Genomic DNA, 20595 nt, shown 5'->3' with positions numbered 1-20595 from the left:
CCGCTGCATGCCCGCTGCGCTATGATCAGCGTCTGAGCAAGAGGATGCATGGAGCCTATGACCACCCCCAGCGCCACCCTGGACACCCGCTGCCAGCCTGCGTGCCTGCGCATTGCCGGGGACTGGACCTTGGCTCACTACAGCAGCCTCAAGCGCGACAGCGAGCAACTGCGCTCGCGCTGCGATGGCGACACGGTCGCCGATCTCAGTCAATTGGGTCGCCTGGACACTGCCGGTGCCTCGCTACTGGCCGAGCTGCTCGGCGCCGAACGTCTGTCGCAGTGCACCGACGAGTTGCCCGAAGCCAACCGCGCCTTGCTCTGCACGGTCTATCAGTCTGTGCAGGACTACTGCATTCCACTCAAGGCGCCGGAGCGTAACGTCCTGCTGGTGCTGCTCGAGCGTATCGGCTGCGCTGTCGGCACACTGTGGCAGGACACCCTCCAGCTGCTCGGCTTCATCGGGCTGATCATCCAGACCTTGCTCACACGCCTGTTGCAGCCGCAGCGCTGGCGCGTCACGCCGGTGGTTTCGCACATCGAGCAGACCGGCCTGGACGCCGCACCGATCGTTGCCTTGCTGACCTTCCTGGTCGGCGCAGTGGTGGCTTTTCTCGGCGCCACGGTGCTGGCGGACTTTGGCGCCACGGTGTTCACCGTCGATCTGGTCGCGTTTTCCTTTTTGCGCGAGTTCGCGGTGCTATTGACCGCCATTCTGATGGCCGGGCGCACCGCCAGCGCCTTCACCGCGCAACTCGGGTCGATGAAGGCCAACGAAGAAATCGACGCCATTCGCACCCTCGGCCTGAACCCGATCGAGTTGCTGGTCGTGCCACGGGTACTGGCGCTGCTGATCTCGCTGCCATTGCTGACTTTTCTGGCGATGATCTGCGGCATCGTCGGCGGCGCTGTGGTCTGTGCGTTATCACTGGACATTTCGCCGGCCATGTTCCTGTCGCTGCTGCACAGCGATATCGGTGTGCAGCATTTTCTGGTGGGTCTGGCCAAGGCACCGATCTTTGCCTTTCTGATTGCCGCCATCGGCTGCCTGGAAGGGTTCAAGGTCAGCGGCAGCGCCGAATCGGTCGGCGCCCACACTACCTCCAGCGTGGTGCAGTCGATTTTCGTGGTGATCGTGCTGGATGCCGTGGCGGCGCTGTTCTGCATGGAGATGGGCTGGTGAGCGGCCAGGAAGCTGTAATCCAGGCGCGGGGTCTGTGTAACCGCTTTGGCAGCCAGGTGGTGCATCAGGACCTTGATCTGGATGTATATCGCGGCGAAATCCTGGCCGTGGTCGGCGGTTCAGGCAGTGGCAAGTCGGTGTTGCTGCGCAGCATCATTGGCTTACGACGCCCCAATGCTGGCCAGATCAACGTCTTTGGCCAAGACCTGGCCGGTTTGCGCGAACAACAGCGTTCGCTGGTCGAACGCCGCTTCGGCGTGTTGTTTCAGAAAGGCGCGCTGTTCTCGTCGCTGACCGTGACCGAAAATGTCGCGCTGCCGCTGATCGAGCATGCCGGCCTGTCGCGGGCCGATGCCGAGCACCTGGCGGGCGTCAAGCTGGCCCTGGCGGGGCTGCCGATCTCGGCGGCAGACAAATACCCCGCGTCGCTTTCCGGCGGCATGATCAAGCGTGCCGCGCTGGCCCGCGCCTTGGCCCTGGACCCGGACATCCTGTTTCTCGACGAGCCCACTGCCGGCCTGGATCCCATCGGCGCTGCGGCCTTCGATCAGCTCATCCTGACCCTGCGCGATGCGCTGGGGCTGAGCGTGTTCCTGATCACCCATGACCTGGATACCCTCTACACCATTACCGACCGCATCGCCGTGCTGTCCCAGAAGCGGGTGCTGGTCGCGGGCCCCCTGGCCGAGGTCGAGCAAACCGACGACCCATGGATTCACCAATACTTTCACGGCCCACGCGGGCGCGCCGCCGAACAGGCCGCCGCCAGCGCACGCCAGGAGCGCTGAACGATGGAAACTCGAGCTCATCATGTCCTGATCGGCCTGGTCACCGTACTGGTGGTGGCGGGCGCCATGCTGTTCGGTCTGTGGCTAGCCAAGTCCAGCGTCGACGATGCCTTCAAGGACTACGAAGTGATCTTCAACGAAGCCGTTTCGGGCCTGTCGCGCGGCAGCCCGGTGCAGTACAACGGCATCAAGGTCGGCGATGTATCCACCTTGCGCCTGGACCCCAAGGATCCGCGCCGGGTCCTGGCCCGCGTGCGCCTGAGCGGTGACACACCGGTCAAGGAAGACACCCAGGCCAAGCTGACCCTGGCCGGCGTCACCGGTAACTCGTTCATCCAGCTCAGCGGCGGTACGCCGCACAGCCCCGAGCTCACGGGCAAGGACGGCAAGCTGCCAGTGATCATCGCCTCGCCGTCACCTATTTCGCGCCTGCTCAATGACAGCAGCGACCTGGTCACCAACGTAAACCTGCTGCTGCACAACGCCAATCAGATGTTCTCGGACACCAACATCGAGCGCTTGAGCAACACCCTGGCCAATCTGGAGCAGACCACGGGCGTGTTCGCCAACCAGAAGGGCGGCATAGGCGAGGCGATCAACCAGCTGGCCGAGGCCGGCAAGCAAGCCAATGCCACGCTGGCCGATACCCAGGCGTTGATGCGCAACGCCAATGGCCTGATCGGCACGCAAGGCAAGCAGGTCATCGACAGTGCAGAACAGGCCATGCTGTCGTTGGCCCAGAGCGCCGCCACCCTCGATGAATTACTGCAGGACAATCGCCAGTCCATCGATGATGGCGCCCAGGGCCTCAACCAGCTGTCCCCGGCCATTCGCGAATTGCGCGAGACCCTCAACTCGCTGCGCGGCATTTCCCGACGCCTGGAGGCTGACCCGAGCGGCTATCTGCTTGGCCGCGACAACAACAAGGAGTTTCAGCCATGACCCCATCGCTGCGCTGGCTGGCCCTGGCGGGCAGCCTGGGCGTCGTCAGTGCCTGTTCGATCCTGCCGCAGAGCGAACCTGTGGATATCTACCGCCTGCCGGTCGAGCAGGCGACCCGGTCCGCTACCCCGGTGCAGTGGTCGCTGCGTCTGAACAAGCCGCTGGCCAGCGAAACCCTGGCCGGGCCGCGCATCGCCGTGGTACCGCAGGGCAACGTGCTCAGCAGCTACAAGGGCGCACGCTGGAGCGACCCGGTGCCGCTGCTGGTGCGCAACCGACTGCTCGATGGCTTTCAACGTGATGGGCGGGTGCAACGCCTGAGCGCCGATGACAGCAACCTGCAGGCCGACTATGAGTTGACCGGCGAGCTGCAGGCCTTTCAGAGCGAATACCAGCCTGACGGCAAGGTCGCCGTCGTCATCCGCTATGACGCACGCCTGGTGCAAGGCCGCAGCCAGCGCATCCTCGACAGCCAACGCTTCGAGGTGCGTCAGCCCTTGGCCGATACCCAGGTATCAGCGGTGGTGACAGGCTTTGGCGCGGCCGCCGATCGGCTCAGCGCACAGGTCGTCGATTGGACCGTGGCGCATGGCAATCAGGCTCAGGCTCAGGCGAAGAACCAATAACTCACGCAGATCGCTGCAATCACCCCGCACAGCTCAGCCAACAGCGCGCAACCGACAGCATGACGCACACGTTGGATGCCCACGGCACCGAAATACACGGCCAGCACGTAGAAGGTCGTTTCCGTGCTGCCTTGGATGGTGGCCGCGACCAGGGCAGGGAAGCTGTCGACCCCGTGGGTCTGCATGGTTTCGATCAACATGGCACGCGCCGCGCTGCCGGAGAACGGCTTGACCAGGGCGGTGGGCAGGCCTTCTACGAAGCGGGTATCCATGCCCAACCAGCTGACTGCGTGGCGAATGCCATCCAAGGCCAGTTCCAACGCACCGGATGCGCGCAGCACGCCGACCGCGACCAGCATCGCCACCAAATAAGGCAACAGGCTCTTGGCCACGTCGAAGCCTTCCTTGGCGCCTTCGACGAAGGCTTCGTAAACCTGTACCCGCCGCAAGGCGCCGATCACCAGGAACAGGATGATCACGCCAAACAGGGTGAGGTTGCCGAGAATCGACGACAGGCTGGCCAGCGCCGCGGCCGACAGGGTGCCGAGAAAGGCCATGAAGCCACCCAGCAGCAGCGCCCCTGGAATCAGATAGGCCAGCACCACCGGGTCCCATAGGCGCAAGCGTTGCATCACCGCTACCGACAACAGCCCGACCAGGGTCGACACACTGGTCGCCAGCAGGATCGGCAGGAATACCAATGTCGGATCAGGCGCGCCTTGCTGGGCGCGGTACATGAAGATGGTCACCGGCAACAGGGTCAACGACGAGGCATTGAGCACCAGGAACAGGATCTGCGCGTTGCTGGCGGTGGTGCTGCTGGGGTTGAGTTCCTGCAAGGCGCGCATGGCTTTCAGGCCGATCGGTGTGGCGGCGTTGTCCAGGCCCAGGCCATTGGCTGCGAAGTTCATGGTGATCAGGCCCAGCGCCGGATGCCCCGGCGGCACCTCGGGCATCAGCCGTGCGAACAGCGGTCCTAGCACTTTGGCCAGCCATTCGACGATCCCGGCCTTTTCGGCGATCTTGAGAAACCCCAGCCACAGCGTCAGCGTACCGAACAGCAGCACCATGACGTCGACCGACAACTTGGCCATGGCAAAGATGCTCTCGACCATCGCGGCAAAGATACCTGCATTGCCGGCGAGTAACCATTGGGCCAGCGCAGACACGGCTGCCACCAGAAAAAAGCCGAGCCAAAGGCCGTTGAGCATCCGCGTGTTCCCCCTGAAAAATGCCCGAATGATAGCGTATCGATGCCCGGCGCAGCGCGGCTGCCTGCGGCGCGAACCTCTCAGACAACAAAAAGCCCCGACGAGTCGGGGCTTTTTTATGCAGCTAGGGGCTTAGCGTTTGGCCGCTTCACCGATCGCCGAAGCCTGGGGCTTTTCGGCGATCAGCGAAGCGTAGTACTGCTCGCCTTTGGCGGCGTCGTACATGCCTTCCCAGCGCGAAATCACCAGGGCGGCCAAGGCATTGCCGATCACGTTGAGGGCAGTGCGAGCCATATCCATGATGCGGTCGACGCCTGCGATGAAGGCCAGGCCTTCCAACGGAATGCCTACGCTGCCCAGGGTCGCCAGCAGCACCACGAAGGAAACGCCAGGTACACCGGCGATGCCCTTGGAGGTGACCATCAAGGTCAGCACCAGCAGCAGCTGCTGGCTCCAGGACAAATCGATGCCGTACAGCTGAGCGATGAAGATCGCGGCAATGCTCTGGTACAGGGTCGAGCCGTCGAGGTTGAACGAATAGCCGGTCGGCACCACGAACGAGCAGATCGACTTCGGCGCGCCGTACTTCTCCATCTTCTCGATCACACGTGGCAGCACGGTTTCGGAGCTGGAGGTCGAATACGCCAGGATCAGCTCATCCTTCATGATGCGCATGATCTTGATCACCGAGAAGCCGAACAGTCGAGCCACCAGGCCCAAGACCATGAAAGCGAAGAAGGCGATGGCGAAGTACACCAGCAGCACCAACTTGGCCAGCGGCAGCAGCGAACTGAAACCGAAGTTGGCGACAGTCACCGCAATCAGGGCGAACACACCGATCGGGGCGTAGTTCATGATCATGTGAGTGACCTTGAACATGGTTTCCGACACGGCCTGGAAGGTGCGCACCAACGGCTCGCGCAGGTCAGCCTGCAAGCTCGACAGACCGAGGCCGAACAGCACCGAGAAGAAGATGATCGGCAGCATCTCGCCGCGCATCAGCGCCGCGAAAATGTTCGATGGGATCAGGTTGAGCAAGGTTTCGATGAACGCATGCTCATGCTGCACCTCGGCCGCCGTGGCCTGGTATTTGGAAATGTCGACGGTGCCCAGGGTGCTCATGTCGATGCCGGCACCTGGATGGAAGAGGTTCGCGAGCACCAGGCCAACGACGATGGCGATGGTGGTCACCACCTCGAAGTAAAGAATGGTCTTCAGGCCAATGCTGCCGAGCTTCTTCGCATCGCCAACTCCGGCAATACCCACGATCAGCGACGAAATCACGATCGGGACCACGATCATCTTGATCAGGCGAATGAAGATGTCACCGGCAGGCTGGAGCACATTGCTGATCCACCAGGCCTTTTCCGCACTGAAGTGGTTCAGTAGCGCGCCGACTGCGACACCCAGCACCAGACCGATGACGATCTGCCAGGCGAGGCTCAGTTTTGCCTTCTTCATGTCTTTACCCTTTGTTCTAGTGGTCACGGGTGCCGACCGGAAAAGCGCGTAACACAGCCGTTGGCAACGTCACGGGGAGCTTATGGCTTCCGTCCGGGTTCCTCGTGCAAGGACACCGCGAGCGAGCGGCAGAGCGCTCGGGCCAGCGAAAAGGCCGCAACTATTGCCACCGTAAAGGCTGAAATCTAATGCCGGAAACGCATAGCTCATGCCGGAACTGCATACCAATAACCGGCGTTTTTAGCCCTCCGTAAGTTATTGATTTATAACGTTCGGAATCCCGAACAGGGACCTACCGCCAGATTTAGGCAATTTTAGAGGCGAACAGGGGAGCGTGATAGCGGCCTGTTCGACAATCCGAATGGCCGAAATGGCGTCTGATTCAAGAAGGGAGCGGCCACAAAAAAAAGATGTGCGGTCATCACAAAATGTGTCTTGAAGGGGAATTCTGGAAAGCGCGAGGGTAAAGCGAGTGTGGCGCCTCGGAAGTCAGGTCGGGTTCCGACGGTTGTCAGAAACCCCTGACCTGATGCTTCCGATTCTGCCTTTCCTGACCCGGCCCAAAGCTGGAGGTACTCCCTGTACCCCTAGGCCACTCCGATCCTGTAGCAATCAGAACAGCCCGACCCCCTGGTCATGCGTCGCCTCTCCTCGAGGCAGCGCACGGATAGAAACGAAAACGATAAAGAGGTTCCGCTTCTATTTCGTGACAGTGCGCGACCACCGGTCAGTACCAGTTAGGGTCACGCTTGAGTTGCTCCTGCAACAGTGCCTTCATGCCTTCGTCAGGCTTGCCCAACCAACGGTACTGGGCGTGACGCGTGGGCGACTTGTCCTTGGGCAAGCCTTCAGGCACCTCGACCAACATGCCGTAGGCATCGTCCTTGTCCCAGCTGAATGCAACGATCAGGCGCTTGTAGGTGCACTTGTCCGCGGATTCGCACAGCGGGCCTACCAAGTACTTGTCACCGTCCTCGGTCACAGCCGACATCTGCTGTTGGCCCGTGCCACTGAGGTTGATGACCCAATCAGGAAGACGCTCCTCGCCCTTGATCGTGTCTTGCCAGGTTTCGCGATATTCGGGGTCAGAGCCGAGCAACTGCTCGACCCGGACCTGGCCATCGTTGGCCGCCAGTGCCGCTGCGGAGCCGCCCAACATCAGCGCGGCCGCAGCGACAGCAGTCGCAAGCTTCCTGCCCATTGTCGTCAACCTCGACCACGACCGAAGAAGAAGGAGGCTACGAACAGGACCAGGAAGACAATGAACAGGATCTTCGCGATACCCGTAGCAGCGCCAGCGATACCACCGAAGCCCAGAACGGCAGCGACAATGGCGATGATGAGGAATGTGATAGCCCAACTCAGCATGATGCGTCTCCTTTCACTTTTTAAATGATCCAACAGGCGTTTTTCAGAACACCCAACGCTGCTGGGGTACTACGTTATCCACCGTGGCTGGCGAAACGTTCGCAGTAGGACGTTGCTCGACAGGTTCGGCGGCCTTGACCAGTGTGGTGGCACGCGACGCCTGCATTTGCGCAAGGAGCGCGGTCTGCGCTGCCACTTGATCGGCCAGCCGCGAGGTCTGCCAGCTGTAATAGAAAAGACCAGCGGCCAGGCTCAGCATTACCGCGATTCCGACGAACAACAGTTGACGCACTGGCAGTGCGGCATTCAGCGAGTGTTTGACGGTTGGGCGGTTCATGCCGGCTTCTCCTGCTGTAATTTTTCTATCGAACTTGAACAGGTAATTGCAGCCTGCATGCCAGACTTTTAAATCCTAAAAAATCCTTATAAATCAGTTACTTATAAAAATTGCCTGGGGTCATCAAGGGCGTATCCTGCACGATGACCCCTCCTGCGTCGTGCGAATTGCACGAATCAGCCTTCGACCTTGGTTGCTACCTTCAAAAGATCGGCATCGACACCACGCACCCCGGTAATCTGTTGGGCGACGGCCACCGCAATGGTTTTTTGCTCGTTACTGACCACCTCGCCGCTTAGCCGAACCATACCTTCCTGGCTCGCTACCTTGATGTTCAGCCCATCCAGGTTGCGGCTGAAGCGCAGGCTGGTCTGGATCTTGTCGATGATCCAACTGTCCTTGGGTTGCGGACCGACCGGCGCACCCACCGGGGTCTGGCGGGCCTTGGCCATCGCTGCGGTGTCCAGGCTCACCAGATTGTTGACCAGGTACACGCCTTCGGTGGTGCGTGCCAGCACGCCGGCCTGCTCCTTGGCCTCGGCGCTGTCGACTTTGCCGCGCAGCGTCACCACACCCTCGCTGCTCTGCACCTCGATAGGCGCGTTTGCGGTGGTGCGGCTCCACAGCAGTCGGGCGCGAACGATCGCCGCCAGCGTCGCATCCTCAACGCGCTGGGCATACGCGCGCAGTTCAAGTGGGCGCTCGCTCAGCTCGGCGTTTACCTCTAGCTGGTTGTCGACCTGCTCGATACCGCGCGTAGCCAGCGCCACGTGCTCGGCCAGGTCACGCTCGATCTGGTTTTCCACCGCACCGCTCAACTGCGCACGGTGATCCTGGACCTGCACGGTGATGCGGAACGGGTTGAGCATTCGGTTGAGTGACAGTGCCGTCTGCACGGAGCCTTGCAGGCGGGCGTCCTGTACCGAATCGGCAAATGCAGGCGCGCAAATGGACAGCAGAGTGGTTGCCAATACGACCGATCGAGTGATGGCGGACACGGAGTACCTCCTTTCAATAGGCAAAAGCTGAAAATCCTCGCAACCAATGTGCCAGGCCGGTGCTCTAACCGAATCATCGAGATATCCGGCGTCGCGGGCCTTTTTAGCCACTGTTTAGCCATTGGCTAGCATGCAAAGGACAGAATCCTTCACAATTGACCGTGCAACTTGCCCGATTTTTCCCACACTAAATAAAGATCTATCTCGGAGGAGCAGAGGAAATGGAATCAGCCCAGGAAAACAAAGGCCGCATTCTGCTGGTGGATGACGAGTCCGCGATCCTGCGCACCTTCCGTTACTGCCTGGAAGACGAGGGCTACAGCGTGGCCACGGCGAACAGCGCTGCCCAGGCTGAAGCTCTGCTGCAACGCCAAGTCTTCGATCTGTGCTTCCTCGACTTGCGCCTGGGCGAGGACAACGGCCTCGACGTGCTGGCGCAAATGCGTATCCAGGCGCCGTGGATGCGGGTCGTCATCGTCACCGCGCACTCGGCGATCGACACCGCTGTCGATGCCATCCAAGCGGGCGCCGCCGATTACCTGGTCAAACCCTGCAGCCCGGACCAATTGCGCCTGGCCACCGCCAAGCAACTGGAAGTTCGCCAACTCTCGGCACGCCTGGAAGCGCTCGAAGGCGAAGTGCGCAAGCCCAAGGACGGTCTGGACTCCCACAGCCCGGCGATGATGGCGGTACTGGAAACCGCCCGGCAGGTGGCCACCACCGACGCCAACATACTCATTCTGGGTGAGTCGGGCACCGGCAAGGGCGAGCTGGCCCGCGCCATTCATGGCTGGAGCAAGCGGGCGCGCAAATCATGCGTGACCATCAACTGCCCTTCGCTCAATGCCGAATTGATGGAGAGCGAGCTGTTCGGCCATACCCGAGGCGCCTTCACCGGCGCCAGCGAAAGCACCCTCGGGCGCGTCAATCAGGCCGACGGCGGCACCCTGTTCCTCGATGAGATCGGCGACTTCCCGCTGACCCTGCAGCCCAAGCTGCTGCGTTTCATTCAGGACAAGGAATACGAGCGGGTCGGCGACCCGGTGACCCGCCGCGCCGACGTACGGATTCTGGCCGCCACCAACCTGAACCTGGACGACATGGTGCGCGAAAACCGTTTCCGTGAAGACCTGCTGTATCGACTCAACGTCATTACCTTGCACCTGCCTCCGTTGCGTGAACGCAGCGAAGACATCCTCACCCTGGCGGACCGCTTCCTGGCCCGTTTCGTCAAGGAATACTCGCGTCCGGCCCGCGGCTTCAGCGAAGAGGCGCGCAGCGCGCTGCTCAACTATCGCTGGCCAGGCAACATTCGCGAACTGCGCAACGTCATCGAACGGGCCAGCATCATCTGCCCGCAAGAGCGCGTGGAGATCACCCACCTGGGCATGGGCGAGCAGCCGACCGGCAACGCCCCGCGGGTTGGGGCGGCTCTCAGCCTGGATGAACTGGAGCGCGCGCACATCGGGGCGGTGCTGGCTGCCAGCGACACACTCGATCAGGCCGCGAAAACCCTGGGCATCGATGCGTCGACCCTTTATCGCAAGCGTAAGCAGTACAACCTATGAAGTTGCAGATGAAGCTGCGCACACGGCTCTTCCTGAGCATCTCTGCACTGGTTACCGTGGCGCTGATGGGCTTGCTGCTGGGGCTTGTGAGCGTCCTGCAAATGAGCGCAGTGCAGCAGCGCTCGGTGCAAGAGGCCACTCATTCGCTGGAAATCGGCCTGAAATTACGGCAGAACCTCGGCGATCAGCTGGTTTTGTTGCTGGATACCGACACTACGCCAGACAGCCTGCGCGTGCTGCAAGACAACTTCCAGGCGTTGCTCGACCAGGGGCTGGAACAGAACGGCGACCGCACCGGCTTCAAGAAAGCCAGCCGCAACTACCAGGCCTTCTTGCAGGCTTATCGCGAAACGCCTGATGCTGCCAGGAGCATGGGCGTGGAACAGCCCTTGGGCGCCGCCTTCAACCAGGTGCGCACCGACCTGCTCGATTCACACAAACAAGCGCTCGAGCACATCACCGATACCGAACAACACACCCGCGACCGTGCTCTGCTGGTCAGCGGGCTGTTGGGAGTGATGGGGCTGGTGGTGCTGGTGTTGGGCTTCGTCACCGCGCACAACATCGCCCGCCGCTTCGGCCAACCGATCGAAGCGCTGGCCAAGGCGGCGGACCAGCTTGGCCGGGGGGATTTCGAAATCACCCTGCCGGTCACCCACGCCGCCGAGCTGGGCCAGTTGACCCGCCGCTTCGGCATGATGGCTGAAGCCCTGCGCAAGCATCAGGCGACCAACGTCGATGAACTGCTGGCCGGCCAGCAGCGCCTGCAAGCTGTGCTCGACAGTATCGACGATGGTTTGTTGATCATCGATCGCCAAGGTCACCTGGAACACCTCAACCCGGTGGCCCAGCGGCAGTTGGGCTGGACCAGCAGCCGCGTAGGCAGCGCCCTGGCAGAGGCGCTTCAACGCCCTGAACTTGAGCAGCAACTGCGCCAGGTGCTGCGTGGCGGCAGCCTGGACCGTCCCCCGGACGACCTGAGCATCGAAGTGGATGAAGAAGCGCGCCTGCTGACCTACAGCCTGACCCCGGTGAGCCACCCTCAGGGCCCAATCCTGGGCGCGGTGATGGTGCTGCATGACGTTACCGAGCAACGCGCCTTCGAGCGTGTGCGCAGCGAGTTCGTGCTGCGCGCCTCTCATGAACTGCGCACGCCGGTCACAGGCATGCACATGGCCTTCGGCCTGCTGCGCGAGCGCCTGAAGTTCCCGCCGCAAGCGCGCGAAAACGACCTGCTGGAAACCATCGGCGAGGAAATGCAGCGCCTGACCCAGCTGATCAACGACTTGCTCAACTTCTCGCGCTACCAGAGCGGCCTGCAAAAGCTCGAGCTGGCGCCTTGCAGCCTTGACGAACTGCTTGACCGGGCACAAGCGCGTTTCAGCGAACAGGCCATGAACAAGCACATCGAGCTGGTCAAGGCGGTGGAGCCGCCATTGCCGCGCATTCAGGCGGATGTCGCGCAACTGGACCGGGTGCTGGACAACCTGCTGCACAATGCCATTCGCCATACCCCCGACGGCGGTCACATCCGTTTGCACGCCCGTCGTCATGCCGAACGAGTGATCATCAGCGTCGAAGATGATGGCGAGGGCATCGCCTATGGCCAACAGGGGCGGATTTTCGAGCCGTTCGTCCAGGTTGGCCGCAAGAAGGGTGGTGCCGGGCTAGGGTTGGCGCTGTGCAAGGAGATCGTGCAGTTACATGGCGGGCGCATGGGGGTGTTCTCGCGGCCGGGGCAGGGCACGCAGTTCTACATGGCGCTGCCGGTCTGAGGATGTCGCGCGGGCGGCTCACGGTTCATCATCGATGCGTGCCCGCCGCGGCCAACGCCCGCGGGTGACGAGCTCGGCGAACTGCCGGGCATTGAGTGGCCGAGCGAACAGCCAGCCCTGGCCATAGTTGACGCCCTCACTGCTGAGCAGTTCGGCCTGCTCTTCGCATTCGATGCCTTCAGCGATAACGCGCAAGTGCAGGTCATGGGCCATGCGGATGATGTGTGGCGCGACGCCACTGCTGGCAGCGTCGTGACCCAGGGCGTCGATGAACGCCTTGTCGATCTTCAGACAGTCCACAGGCAGGGTCTGCAAGTAAGCCAGGCTGCAATAGCCGGTACCGAAGTCATCGATCAGCACCTGATGCCCCACAGCCCTGAGCGCCTCGAGGTTGTCCCGTGCCACCACGACGTCGATCAGCCCCCGCTCGGTGACCTCGAAGGCAATCTGGTTGGCCGAGACCCGGTGCAGTGCCAGCAGGCGTGCCGCCACGCTGCCAATGCGCGGCACCATGACGTCGCACGCTGCCAGGTTCACCGAGATGTACAGGTTGCGGTGCGAGCGCAGCAACTGGCCGAGCTGCTCCAGCACCCGTTGCAGAACGAAATCGGTGATCTGGCGGATCTGCCCGGTGTTCTCTGCCAGCGGGATGAACAGCTCGGGGCTGGTCAGGGTGCCGTCGGGGCGACGCCAGCGGACCAGGGCCTCGGCGCCGACACAACGGCGGCTGTCCAGTTCGATGATGGGTTGGTACAACACCTGCAACTCGCCGCGACGCAGCGCACTTTGCAGCTCGGAACTCATCGAGCGGCGTTGCTGAATCAGTTGAAACACCAACCAGCCAATCAAGCAGGATGCCAGCACGCTGCCGGGAAACAACAGCCACAAGGTGCCATTCATGCGCAGCGGCAGGCTAGCCCGTGGCGCGATCAACACCAGCTGGTAGTCCGGCGATTTGGTCGGCATGCGATAGACCAGACGATCGCGCAGCTCGAACAGCGACTTCTGGCTGGTTGCGGACCAATCGCTGGTCGGTGGCCAGGCCTGCGGAGGGCCGAGCACCGGGATCGCCCGTGCGCCGTTATCCAGCACCACCAACAAGCTACCGCCCGGCGGCAGGTCGACCACATCCGTGAGGTGACCACGGGAGGTGGATACCAGAAAGTTGCCGCGCGCCAGCATCAACGCCGCCAGGTTTTCGTTGGGTTCGGTCGTTGTGTTGAGCCAGTAGCTGTAGGTCGGGCCTTGCAGGTCAGGCGCGCGGGTGGGCACGAACGCTCGCGCCCCGCCTCGGTTGGAGCAGGCGACCGTCGCGTCGACATAAGCGGCCTCATAAATGAACCGCGAACTAAGCCCCACTTGCTGCAGCACCGCGAACATCGCCGGGTTGCAGCCGCGTACCGGTTGCGCCTGAAGCTCGTCGACGCCCTCGCGCAGTTGGCCGAACACCTGCTCCAGGCGCTCGAGGAAGCGCTCGCCCTGGGCGTTCATCTGCGCGCTTTCGCTTTCTTTCATCTGCTGCAGGGCAATACCGATGCTGGCGGTGAGCAATACGGTAGCGCTGGTCAAGGCTGCCAAGGTGGCCAGCATCCAGGGACGGTAAAAAAATTGGCGCAACGCAGAAATCAGGGCAGACATGGGCAGCATCCAGTTGATAACTAAGGTATAGCAACTGAAATGAGAAACGCTCTGCCGTTTGGCGCTCCGCTGGTGTTGCGATCAGCGCATGCGGTTCAGCACCTGCAACATGGCTGCCGTCTGTGCATCCGGCGTGCCGTCGAAGCGCTGCGGACGAAAACGCATCTGGAACGCGGCGATGACATGACGGGTGGCCACATCCAGCTCGCCGGTCTGTTCCAGGGCGTAGCCGAACCGCGCCAGTTCCTGCTGATACCAGCCGATCGTGGGCGGGTTGGCGCTGAAGTAGGCTTGCTCACGGGCCACCGCGCTGGCGTCCGGCCAGATCCCCAAGCCCGCATCGGCCAGACGTTTCCACGGGAACAGTGGGCCTGGGTCGAGCTTGCGCAATGGCGCGATGTCGCTATGGCCGACGATGTGCCGCGGCTCGATGCCGTTGCGCTTGACGATGTCCTTGAGCAAGGCGATCAACGACTGGATCTGCGCTTCGCTGTACGGATACCACACTCGGCCGTTGGCGGTGTCATCGAACCCGGGGTTGACGATTTCAATGCCGATCGAGCTGGAATTTAGCCAGGTGCGACCTTGCCACTGGCTGTCGCCGGCATGCCAGGCCCGACGGTTTTCGTCGACCAACTGGTACACCGTGGCTGGCCCGTCGCCAATCAGGTAGTGGGCGCTGACCTCGCCATGGGTCAGCAGCGCCAAAGAGCGCTCCAACGAGGCGTTGGTATAGTGCAGGACGACGAACTGAATGCGGTTGTCGTGGTTTGCCGAGGGGTGGTTGCGGTCGATGCGCAGGCCGGTCGAGCAACCGGCCAGGGCAAGCATCAGCAGTACGGAAACGAGCGCTTTCATGGGGAGAGCCAGTCGGGTCGGACAATGATCCGACAGCATAACGTATGCATCACCGAGCGACTCGCTCAGCTTTGTTCCACTCGATTGCGGCCCTGCTCCTTGGCGCGGTAAAGCGCTTCATCGGCGCGCTTGAGCACCTGGTCGCCGCGCTCGCCCGAGCGGAACACGCTGACACCGATCGAGGTGGTGATGACTACCCGCTCGCCTTTGAAATGAAAGGGACACGCCTCAATGGCGCTGCGCAATACCTCACCGACCTGGGCGGCGGCGGCGGGCGGCGTCTGCGGCAGCAACAGGACGAATTCCTCGCCACCAAAGCGGGCGATAAAATCCCGTGGGCGCAGCCGTTTGCGCAACTGGTCGGCAACGATCTTCAGCACTTTGTCTCCGGCCAGGTGCCCGTAGCTGTCGTTGATGCGCTTGAAATGATCGAGATCGAGGATGGCCATGGCCAGGTGCCCGCCGTTCTCCTGCCAGTCGTGTATCTCGCGCTCGACCTGCTCCGCCCAGGCCGCGCGGTTGGGCAACCCAGTCAGCGGATCGATCAAGGCCTTTTGCCGCTGCTCTTCCAAGTGTTCGCGGTAGCCCAGGGCCTCCTGTTCCATGCTCGCCACTCGCTCGGCCAGCCCCTGCAGACGCCCGGCCAGTTCCTGCTCGCGACGATCACGCTCGTGCTGGTGATCATCCATGGTGCCCAGCAAACCTTCCAGGCGGCTTTCCAGGATGGACTTGAGGCTGTCGACATCGGCAGCGCCCTGAACGCTGCTGTGCAAGCCATCGACCTGTTCGCGCAACTGGCTGTCCAGCTCGCGTGCGGCAGAGCTGTTGTCGGCATGACCGGCGCTGGCTTCGTGCAAGTGGCTCTGAAAGCCCTCAAGACGCTCGTTGAGTTGCTGCAAGTAGGTTTCGAATTCGTGCTGCCCGCTGTCGGTTATGGCCAGCATCAACACCGCCAGGTCATCGAGCACCGGGATCAGCTCATACCAGTTCAGCCCGCGCGCTACCCGCTCGCGCATCTGCAACGCTTGAGCCTTGTGCCGCTCGGGCAGGCTGAGATCGTCCAGCAGGCCGATCAGGGTGTGTTCGATATGCGCGGCGACTTGGCTGTAGGGCGGCTCGACGGCGTCGGGGAGGGCGTAGGGGCCATCTTCTTCGATGGCCTGCTCGGGGGCCAGCGGCGCCGGCATGGCCGCAGGCGCTTGCGTAGAGAGCAGCTCCCCAGCGTGCGTGACAGGCATTTCAGCATCGCCAGGCACCTCGAACTGCACAGCATCGGCATCGCTAGCGGACTCAGGCTCGTTCCTCGCCGACACAGGGCCGACGTCCGTCGCCTGCGGCGGCTCGCCGGCCGTACCCGGCAACGGCTGCAGCTCGTCGGCATCTGCTGGCGGCAGATCGACCAGCACTGGCCCGGCAGGTTGCGTCTGATTTTCCTCAGCTGACTCCGGGGCAACGGGCGCGGGCTCACCTGCCTCGCCCGGCTGCTCGCTGTCACGCGCACCGAACAGACGCTGCAGGAAACCTGGGCGGGTCTCGTCGTCAGGTCTGCTCAGGGCTGAGAGCGCCCGGCCTTGCAGACCGCTCAGTTCTCCCAGCAAGGGCGGCAATTCCCGCGACTGCGCCACACCGCCGTCGAGCTTTTTGGCCAGTTTTTTCAGCGGACGGGCCACTTCACCGGGCAACGGCAACCCCTGCAGCTGCGTCACCAGGGCATTGAGCGCATCGCTGACCTGGTTCATGCGGGTTTCGCGACGCTGTTCGGAGTCCAGCACGGCTTTTTCCAGGCGCGGGATCAGCCCGGCCAGGCCCGCGTCCATATTGTCGCTGCGAATGACCTCGCGCATTTCCTTCATGCACTGGTCGACGATCTTGTCGCTACCTTCGGCCGCCAGGGTGCTGCGCACCAAGCCACGGCGCAGCAGGTCGAGACGTGCATTCCAGCGACGCTCGAGCTTTTCTTGTTGTTCGATGCTTTTGAGGTATTTTTCTTTCCAGCGCTCGGCTTCTTCGGTCATGCCTGCATCCGCAACGGGTAATGCAACTGGGGTGTGATTACACGCTGTCGGCGTGCCCGGCAAACACTTGAGCAGGGGCTGCGATTTCGCTGATCTAGCTCAAGACCGGCAGCGTATCCACAGTCAGTGCGTCAGGCAATCGGATCTCCACAGCCACCGGAAGATGGTCGGAGATCGGCTGCGCCAGTACCTCGACCCGCTCCAGGGTCAAGCTCGGGCTGAGCAGAATATGATCCAGACAGCGCTGCGGACGCCAGCTGGGAAAGGTGGCCTCGACCTGGGGGGCGATCAGGCCCAGATCGCGCAGGGGCGAATGGTCGAGCAGGTCGGTGGCGTGGGTGTTCATGTCGCCCATCAGCACCTGATGGCGATAGCCACTAATCAGGTCGCGGATGTAGGCAAGTTGCAAGGCGCGGGTCTTGGCCCCCAGGGCCAGGTGCATGACGACCACGATCAGCGCATCTTCACCTTCGCCGAAGCGCACCAGAATCGCCCCGCGGCCGGCAGGCCCCGGCAGCGGATGGTCTTCGATGTGTTGCGGCTTCAGACGGCTGAGCACGCCATTGCTGTGTTGGGCAAAACGCCCGAGGTTGCGGTTGAGCTGCTGGTACCAATAGGGAAACGCGCCTAGCTGGGCCAAGTGCTCGACCTGATTCACGTAGCCGGAGCGCAGGCTGCCGCCATCTGCTTCCTGCAGTGCCACCAGGTCGAAGTCGTGCAGCAACTGACCAATCTTCTGCAGGTTACCCGCCCGGCCGTGGTGCGGCAGCAGGTGCTGCCAGCTGCGCGTCAGGTAGTGCCGATAGCGCTCGGTGCTGATACCGACCTGGATGTTGAAGCTGAGCAGCCGCAGCCGACCATCCTCCGGCAGGCTGGCAGCCTGCACGTGATGCTCGTTGACCTGCGGCTGATGCAGGCCAATGCCACGCGCGGTGCGGAAGCGGCGCATGGGTTCGCCGCTTACTTAGCGGCGCGCTCCTTGGCGATCAGTTGGTCGGCGACGTTCAGCACGCCTTCCGGCCCACCGGCAGTACCCAGGTCGAAGCGGTACTTGCCATTGACCACCATGCTTGGAACGCCGGTGATTTCGTACTTCTTCGCCAGCTCTTTGGCCTGGTTGACCTGGCCCTTGATGGCGAACGAGTTGAAGGTGGCGAGGAACTTGTCCTTGTCGACGCCCTGGGTGGCGAGGAAGTCGGCCATGTCCTGCGGGTCAGTCAGGCGCTTGCGCTGGTTCTGGATGGCATCGAAGACCGCAGCATGCACCTTGTGCTCCACGCCCATGGCTTCGAGGGTCAGGAACATCTGGCCGTGGGCGTCCCATGGGCCGCCAAACATGGCCGGTACGCGCTTGAAATTGACATCCTGTGGCAGTTTTTCGGCCCAAGGGTTGATGGTCGGCTCGAAGTGATAGCAATGGGGGCAGCCATACCAGAACAGCTCGACGACCTCGATCTTGCCTGGCTGGGATACCGGAACAGGGTTGCTCAGCTCGATGTATTCCTTGCCGGCGGTGGCCGGCTCGGCAGCCTGGACGGCCGTCATCCCGAAGACGCTGGCAGCGACCAGCGCAGCGCTGAGAATCAGTTTACGCATGCTTTACTCCTGAGCATTGATTGGTCGCCTCGACGCGACCGTGCTGAGACGGCGGCGAAGGGCCCGAGTTCTGTAGTGTAACGGCTGCGGACAGAAAAAAGGGCGGTCCGCACCGCCCTTTCATCATTAGCGCTGCTGCATTAACTCAATGTTAATGCAGGCCCTGGATGTAGCTGGAGAGCGCTTCGATGTCGTGGTTGCTGAGCTTGCTGGCGATGGTCCGCATGATCATCGCATCGCCATCGTTGCTGCGGTTGCCCTCGCGGAAGTCGGTCAGCTGCTTGCTGGTGTACTGCGCATGCTGGCCGCTGAGGTGAGGAAAACCTGCCAGGGCGATGCCGGCGCCGTTCGGTGAGTGGCAGCCGATGCAGGCTGGCATGCCCTTGTCCAGGTCGCCGCCGTTGAACAGGGCGCGACCACGCTCGACCAGCTTGGGGTCGGCGGCGCCGACGCTGGGTTTCTGGCTGGCGAAGTAGGCGGCGATATCGGCCAGGTCCTGCTCGCTGTAGGCATCGAGCATGCCGGTCATTTCCAGCACGGTTCGTTTGCCCGACTTGATGTCGAGCAGTTGTTTTTCCAGGTAGCGCGGGCCTTGGCCTGCGAGTTTCGGGAAGTTGGGTGCCAGGCTGTTGCCGTCGGGGTTGTGGCAGGCGCCACAAACGGCAGTCTTGGCCTGGCCGGCAGCGGCATCGCCTACAATGGGTTGCGCAGCAGTGGCCGCACCCGCGACACCCAGGGTCAACAGCAGACTCACGACAAGTTTGTTCATCAGCTAATCCAACACGGCTAAGGGTGAAATGTTATGTATCGGGACTGCCGCTCATCCAAAGGATGACCAAACGGTAGTCCTCGGCACTGCAGTCCATGCACAATCCACGCGGCGGCATAGCCTTGAAACCCTGGGTGACGTGCGTAACGAGTCGCTCCATGCCTTCCGCCAGTCTCGGCTCCCAGGCTGCCGCATCACCCTTCATGGGTGCCTGGGGCAGCTGTCCGGCGTGACAGGCCGCACACGTGCGGTTGTACAACACCTCGGGATCCTGTGTAGCCTGTGCGCTGAAAACCGGCAGGAACACACCGACAGCTAGCAGGCGTTTCGCGATGCGCAACGACCTGACAGGGTTGGGGAACGCGCTGCGTTCTGATGCGCGAGCTCTGGTTCGACTCCCCATGCTCATTCGTCCATGCAAGATGAATGAGCACACAAAAACTCGGGCATTATATACTTCCGCCAGCCAAACGGAAACGACACCGCTTGCCAGCCTAGGCTTTGGCAACACCCACATCGGATATCCCATGCAAGTCAAGAACCCCATCCTCGGCCTCTGCCAGAAAGCCAAATTCGCCTTGAGCGCTGCCAAGGTCGAACAATGCCCGGAGGACCAGGGCTATGAGGTGGCATTCGCCGGCCGCTCCAATGCCGGTAAATCCAGCGCCCTCAACACCCTGACGCATGCCAGCCTGGCGCGCACCTCAAAAACCCCAGGGCGTACCCAGCTGTTGAATTTCTTCAGTCTGGACGATGAACGGCGTTTGGTCGACCTGCCGGGCTATGGCTATGCGAAAGTCCCGATCCCGCTCAAGCAGCACTGGCAAAAGCACCTGGAGGCCTACCTGGGCAGCCGCGAGTGCCTGCGCGGCGTGATCCTGATGATGGACACCCGGCACCCGATGACCGATTTCGACATGATGATGCTCGATTGGGCCAAGGCCAGTGGCATGCCCATGCACATCCTGCTGACCAAGGCAGACAAGCTGACCCACGGTGCCGGCAAGAACACCTTGCTCAAGGTCCAGGCCGAAATCCGCAAAGGTTGGGGCGATGGTGTGACCATCCAGCTGTTCTCGGCGCCCAAGCGCCTGGGTCTGGAAGAAGCCTACCGCGTGCTGGCAGATTGGATGGAGCTCGAGGACAAGCCGGCAGCCTGACATCGGGGCGGGCGCCTGCGCGAATCGCAGGCAAAAAAAACCCCGGACTTCGTATGGGGAGGGGGAAGTTCGGGGTTCAAGTCTGGACCGCTAGGGCGGGGTCCAGGTATCTGCCAACACTTAACACAACATAGGAGCATCGAAAGGCTTCACCAGCCATTCAGTACTTCTGAGTCCCGCTTCACCGGTTTAGTTCCTGAGCCCTGAAAACTATTTGCGATAGTTTCATGAACCGCCCGAACTAATGGCATCAAGCCATGCAGGATCCACGTTAGCGCGCCGCAGATCCTACACACCTTCCCC

20 protein-coding genes are annotated in these 20595 nt (G+C 62.1%); 7 read left to right on the top strand and 13 right to left on the bottom strand.

Translation table 11 applies throughout. The features are described 5' to 3' along the window. The first annotated feature begins 48 nt into the window (after window positions 1-48). Genes ACLEJW_RS08230 through ACLEJW_RS08215 form a run of 4 tightly spaced genes read left to right on the top strand, consistent with a single transcriptional unit; the run spans window position 49 to window position 3538 of the window. Window positions 49-1182: an ABC transporter permease gene (locus ACLEJW_RS08230; RefSeq protein ID WP_145184914.1), complete on the top strand. Its 1134-nt coding sequence runs from the start codon at window positions 49-51 to the stop codon at window positions 1180-1182. Further along, window positions 1179-1970: an ABC transporter ATP-binding protein gene (locus ACLEJW_RS08225; protein WP_313454728.1), complete on the top strand. Its 792-nt coding sequence runs from the start codon at window positions 1179-1181 to the stop codon at window positions 1968-1970. Before ACLEJW_RS08230 ends, ACLEJW_RS08225 begins: the two co-directional genes overlap by 4 nt. Before the next feature lie 3 nt (window positions 1971-1973). Further along, window positions 1974-2912: an MlaD family protein gene (locus ACLEJW_RS08220; protein WP_440777327.1), complete on the top strand. Its 939-nt coding sequence runs from the start codon at window positions 1974-1976 to the stop codon at window positions 2910-2912. Next, on the top strand, window positions 2909-3538 hold the full coding sequence (locus tag ACLEJW_RS08215; protein WP_440777326.1) for an ABC-type transport auxiliary lipoprotein family protein: 630 nt from the start codon (window positions 2909-2911) through the stop codon (window positions 3536-3538). The genes ACLEJW_RS08220 and ACLEJW_RS08215 overlap by 4 nt, the downstream gene beginning before the upstream one ends. On the opposite strand, the gene ACLEJW_RS08210 is transcribed toward ACLEJW_RS08215, so the two are convergent. The 6 genes from ACLEJW_RS08210 to ACLEJW_RS08185 all read right to left on the bottom strand — a co-directional run bounded on the left by ACLEJW_RS08210 (window position 3520) and on the right by ACLEJW_RS08185 (window position 8913). After that, window positions 3520-4749 (bottom strand): nucleoside recognition domain-containing protein, encoded by a 1230-nt coding sequence (locus ACLEJW_RS08210; RefSeq protein ID WP_145184902.1) that lies wholly within the window; start codon window positions 4747-4749, stop codon window positions 3520-3522. The genes ACLEJW_RS08215 and ACLEJW_RS08210 overlap by 19 nt on opposite strands. A gap of 132 nt (window positions 4750-4881) precedes the next feature. Next, the gene (gene gltP / locus ACLEJW_RS08205) at window positions 4882-6210 is read right to left on the bottom strand and encodes a glutamate/aspartate:proton symporter GltP (RefSeq protein WP_145184899.1); all 1329 of its coding nucleotides are present in this window, start codon (window positions 6208-6210) and stop codon (window positions 4882-4884) included. Window positions 6211-6937: 727 nt separating this feature from the next. Next, a complete protein-coding gene (locus ACLEJW_RS08200; RefSeq protein WP_440777325.1) occupies window positions 6938-7411 on the bottom strand; it encodes an inhibitor of vertebrate lysozyme family protein in 474 nt (157 codons plus the stop codon). A gap of 5 nt (window positions 7412-7416) precedes the next feature. After that, window positions 7417-7578, bottom strand: coding sequence for a DUF1328 domain-containing protein (locus ACLEJW_RS08195; protein WP_003252966.1), 162 nt, complete (start codon window positions 7576-7578; stop codon window positions 7417-7419). Window positions 7579-7621: 43 nt separating this feature from the next. Beyond that, entirely contained in the window at window positions 7622-7915 is a 294-nt protein-coding gene (locus ACLEJW_RS08190; RefSeq protein ID WP_145184893.1) for a hypothetical protein, read from the bottom strand. 176 nt (window positions 7916-8091) lie between these two features. Further along, entirely contained in the window at window positions 8092-8913 is an 822-nt protein-coding gene (locus ACLEJW_RS08185) for a BON domain-containing protein (RefSeq protein WP_313296195.1), read from the bottom strand. Between the two features lie 221 nt (window positions 8914-9134). Here ACLEJW_RS08185 and algB point away from each other — a divergent pair, with 221 nt between their 5' ends. Together algB and ACLEJW_RS08175 are read left to right on the top strand one after the other, a co-directional pair. Next, the gene (gene algB / locus ACLEJW_RS08180; protein ID WP_313296193.1) at window positions 9135-10481 is read left to right on the top strand and encodes a sigma-54-dependent response regulator transcription factor AlgB; all 1347 of its coding nucleotides are present in this window, start codon (window positions 9135-9137) and stop codon (window positions 10479-10481) included. Then, window positions 10478-12256, top strand: coding sequence for a KinB sensor domain-containing domain (locus ACLEJW_RS08175; protein WP_440777324.1), 1779 nt, complete (start codon window positions 10478-10480; stop codon window positions 12254-12256). Before algB ends, ACLEJW_RS08175 begins: the two co-directional genes overlap by 4 nt. An 18-nt stretch (window positions 12257-12274) precedes the next feature. Here the strand turns inward: ACLEJW_RS08175 and ACLEJW_RS08170 are convergent, their stop codons facing one another. The 7 genes from ACLEJW_RS08170 to ACLEJW_RS08140 all read right to left on the bottom strand — a co-directional run bounded on the left by ACLEJW_RS08170 (window position 12275) and on the right by ACLEJW_RS08140 (window position 19466). Further along, a complete protein-coding gene (locus ACLEJW_RS08170; RefSeq protein ID WP_440777323.1) occupies window positions 12275-13894 on the bottom strand; it encodes an EAL domain-containing protein in 1620 nt (539 codons plus the stop codon). A gap of 81 nt (window positions 13895-13975) precedes the next feature. Further along, window positions 13976-14752, bottom strand: coding sequence for an N-acetylmuramoyl-L-alanine amidase (locus ACLEJW_RS08165; protein ID WP_145184879.1), 777 nt, complete (start codon window positions 14750-14752; stop codon window positions 13976-13978). A gap of 65 nt (window positions 14753-14817) precedes the next feature. Continuing rightward, window positions 14818-16767: a GGDEF domain-containing protein gene (locus tag ACLEJW_RS08160; RefSeq protein ID WP_440777322.1), complete on the bottom strand. Its 1950-nt coding sequence runs from the start codon at window positions 16765-16767 to the stop codon at window positions 14818-14820. A 94-nt stretch (window positions 16768-16861) separates the two neighbouring features. Further along, window positions 16862-17716, bottom strand: coding sequence for an endonuclease/exonuclease/phosphatase family protein (locus ACLEJW_RS08155; RefSeq protein ID WP_145184873.1), 855 nt, complete (start codon window positions 17714-17716; stop codon window positions 16862-16864). An 11-nt stretch (window positions 17717-17727) separates the two neighbouring features. Then, the gene (gene dsbA, locus ACLEJW_RS08150; protein ID WP_145184870.1) at window positions 17728-18363 is read right to left on the bottom strand and encodes a thiol:disulfide interchange protein DsbA; all 636 of its coding nucleotides are present in this window, start codon (window positions 18361-18363) and stop codon (window positions 17728-17730) included. 151 nt (window positions 18364-18514) lie between these two features. After that, window positions 18515-19132: a c-type cytochrome gene (locus ACLEJW_RS08145; RefSeq protein ID WP_145184867.1), complete on the bottom strand. Its 618-nt coding sequence runs from the start codon at window positions 19130-19132 to the stop codon at window positions 18515-18517. 31 nt (window positions 19133-19163) lie between these two features. Next, a complete protein-coding gene (locus tag ACLEJW_RS08140) occupies window positions 19164-19466 on the bottom strand; it encodes a c-type cytochrome (RefSeq protein ID WP_440777333.1) in 303 nt (100 codons plus the stop codon). Between the two features lie 193 nt (window positions 19467-19659). Here ACLEJW_RS08140 and yihA point away from each other — a divergent pair, with 193 nt between their 5' ends. Beyond that, complete coding sequence (gene yihA, locus ACLEJW_RS08135) at window positions 19660-20292, top strand: ribosome biogenesis GTP-binding protein YihA/YsxC (RefSeq protein WP_440777321.1); 633 nt, start codon at window positions 19660-19662, stop codon at window positions 20290-20292. Window positions 20293-20595: the final 303 nt, after the last annotated feature.

The organism is Pseudomonas sp. SMSB3 (genome assembly GCF_052041965.1).
Classification (GTDB): domain Bacteria; phylum Pseudomonadota; class Gammaproteobacteria; order Pseudomonadales; family Pseudomonadaceae; genus Aquipseudomonas.
Note: the sequence above shows the minus strand (reverse complement) of the source record. Positions and strands in the feature narration are given on the sequence as shown.

Coding starts and splice junctions, on each gene's coding strand:
- ACLEJW_RS08160 (WP_440777322.1), bottom strand. CDS start 16,767: ATGACCGAAGAAGCCGAGCGCTGGAAAGAAAAATACCTCAAAAGCATC.
- ACLEJW_RS08155 (WP_145184873.1), bottom strand. CDS start 17,716: ATGCGCCGCTTCCGCACCGCGCGTGGCATTGGCCTGCATCAGCCGCAG.
- ACLEJW_RS08165 (WP_145184879.1), bottom strand. CDS start 14,752: ATGAAAGCGCTCGTTTCCGTACTGCTGATGCTTGCCCTGGCCGGTTGC.
- ACLEJW_RS08145 (WP_145184867.1), bottom strand. CDS start 19,132: ATGAACAAACTTGTCGTGAGTCTGCTGTTGACCCTGGGTGTCGCGGGT.
- ACLEJW_RS08195 (WP_003252966.1), bottom strand. CDS start 7,578: ATGCTGAGTTGGGCTATCACATTCCTCATCATCGCCATTGTCGCTGCC.
- ACLEJW_RS08220 (WP_440777327.1), top strand. CDS start 1,974: ATGGAAACTCGAGCTCATCATGTCCTGATCGGCCTGGTCACCGTACTG.
- yihA (WP_440777321.1), top strand. CDS start 19,660: ATGCAAGTCAAGAACCCCATCCTCGGCCTCTGCCAGAAAGCCAAATTC.
- ACLEJW_RS08210 (WP_145184902.1), bottom strand. CDS start 4,749: ATGCTCAACGGCCTTTGGCTCGGCTTTTTTCTGGTGGCAGCCGTGTCT.
- algB (WP_313296193.1), top strand. CDS start 9,135: ATGGAATCAGCCCAGGAAAACAAAGGCCGCATTCTGCTGGTGGATGAC.
- gltP (WP_145184899.1), bottom strand. CDS start 6,210: ATGAAGAAGGCAAAACTGAGCCTCGCCTGGCAGATCGTCATCGGTCTG.
- ACLEJW_RS08175 (WP_440777324.1), top strand. CDS start 10,478: ATGAAGTTGCAGATGAAGCTGCGCACACGGCTCTTCCTGAGCATCTCT.
- ACLEJW_RS08190 (WP_145184893.1), bottom strand. CDS start 7,915: ATGAACCGCCCAACCGTCAAACACTCGCTGAATGCCGCACTGCCAGTG.
- ACLEJW_RS08170 (WP_440777323.1), bottom strand. CDS start 13,894: ATGTCTGCCCTGATTTCTGCGTTGCGCCAATTTTTTTACCGTCCCTGG.
- dsbA (WP_145184870.1), bottom strand. CDS start 18,363: ATGCGTAAACTGATTCTCAGCGCTGCGCTGGTCGCTGCCAGCGTCTTC.
- ACLEJW_RS08230 (WP_145184914.1), top strand. CDS start 49: ATGGAGCCTATGACCACCCCCAGCGCCACCCTGGACACCCGCTGCCAG.
- ACLEJW_RS08215 (WP_440777326.1), top strand. CDS start 2,909: ATGACCCCATCGCTGCGCTGGCTGGCCCTGGCGGGCAGCCTGGGCGTC.
- ACLEJW_RS08200 (WP_440777325.1), bottom strand. CDS start 7,411: ATGGGCAGGAAGCTTGCGACTGCTGTCGCTGCGGCCGCGCTGATGTTG.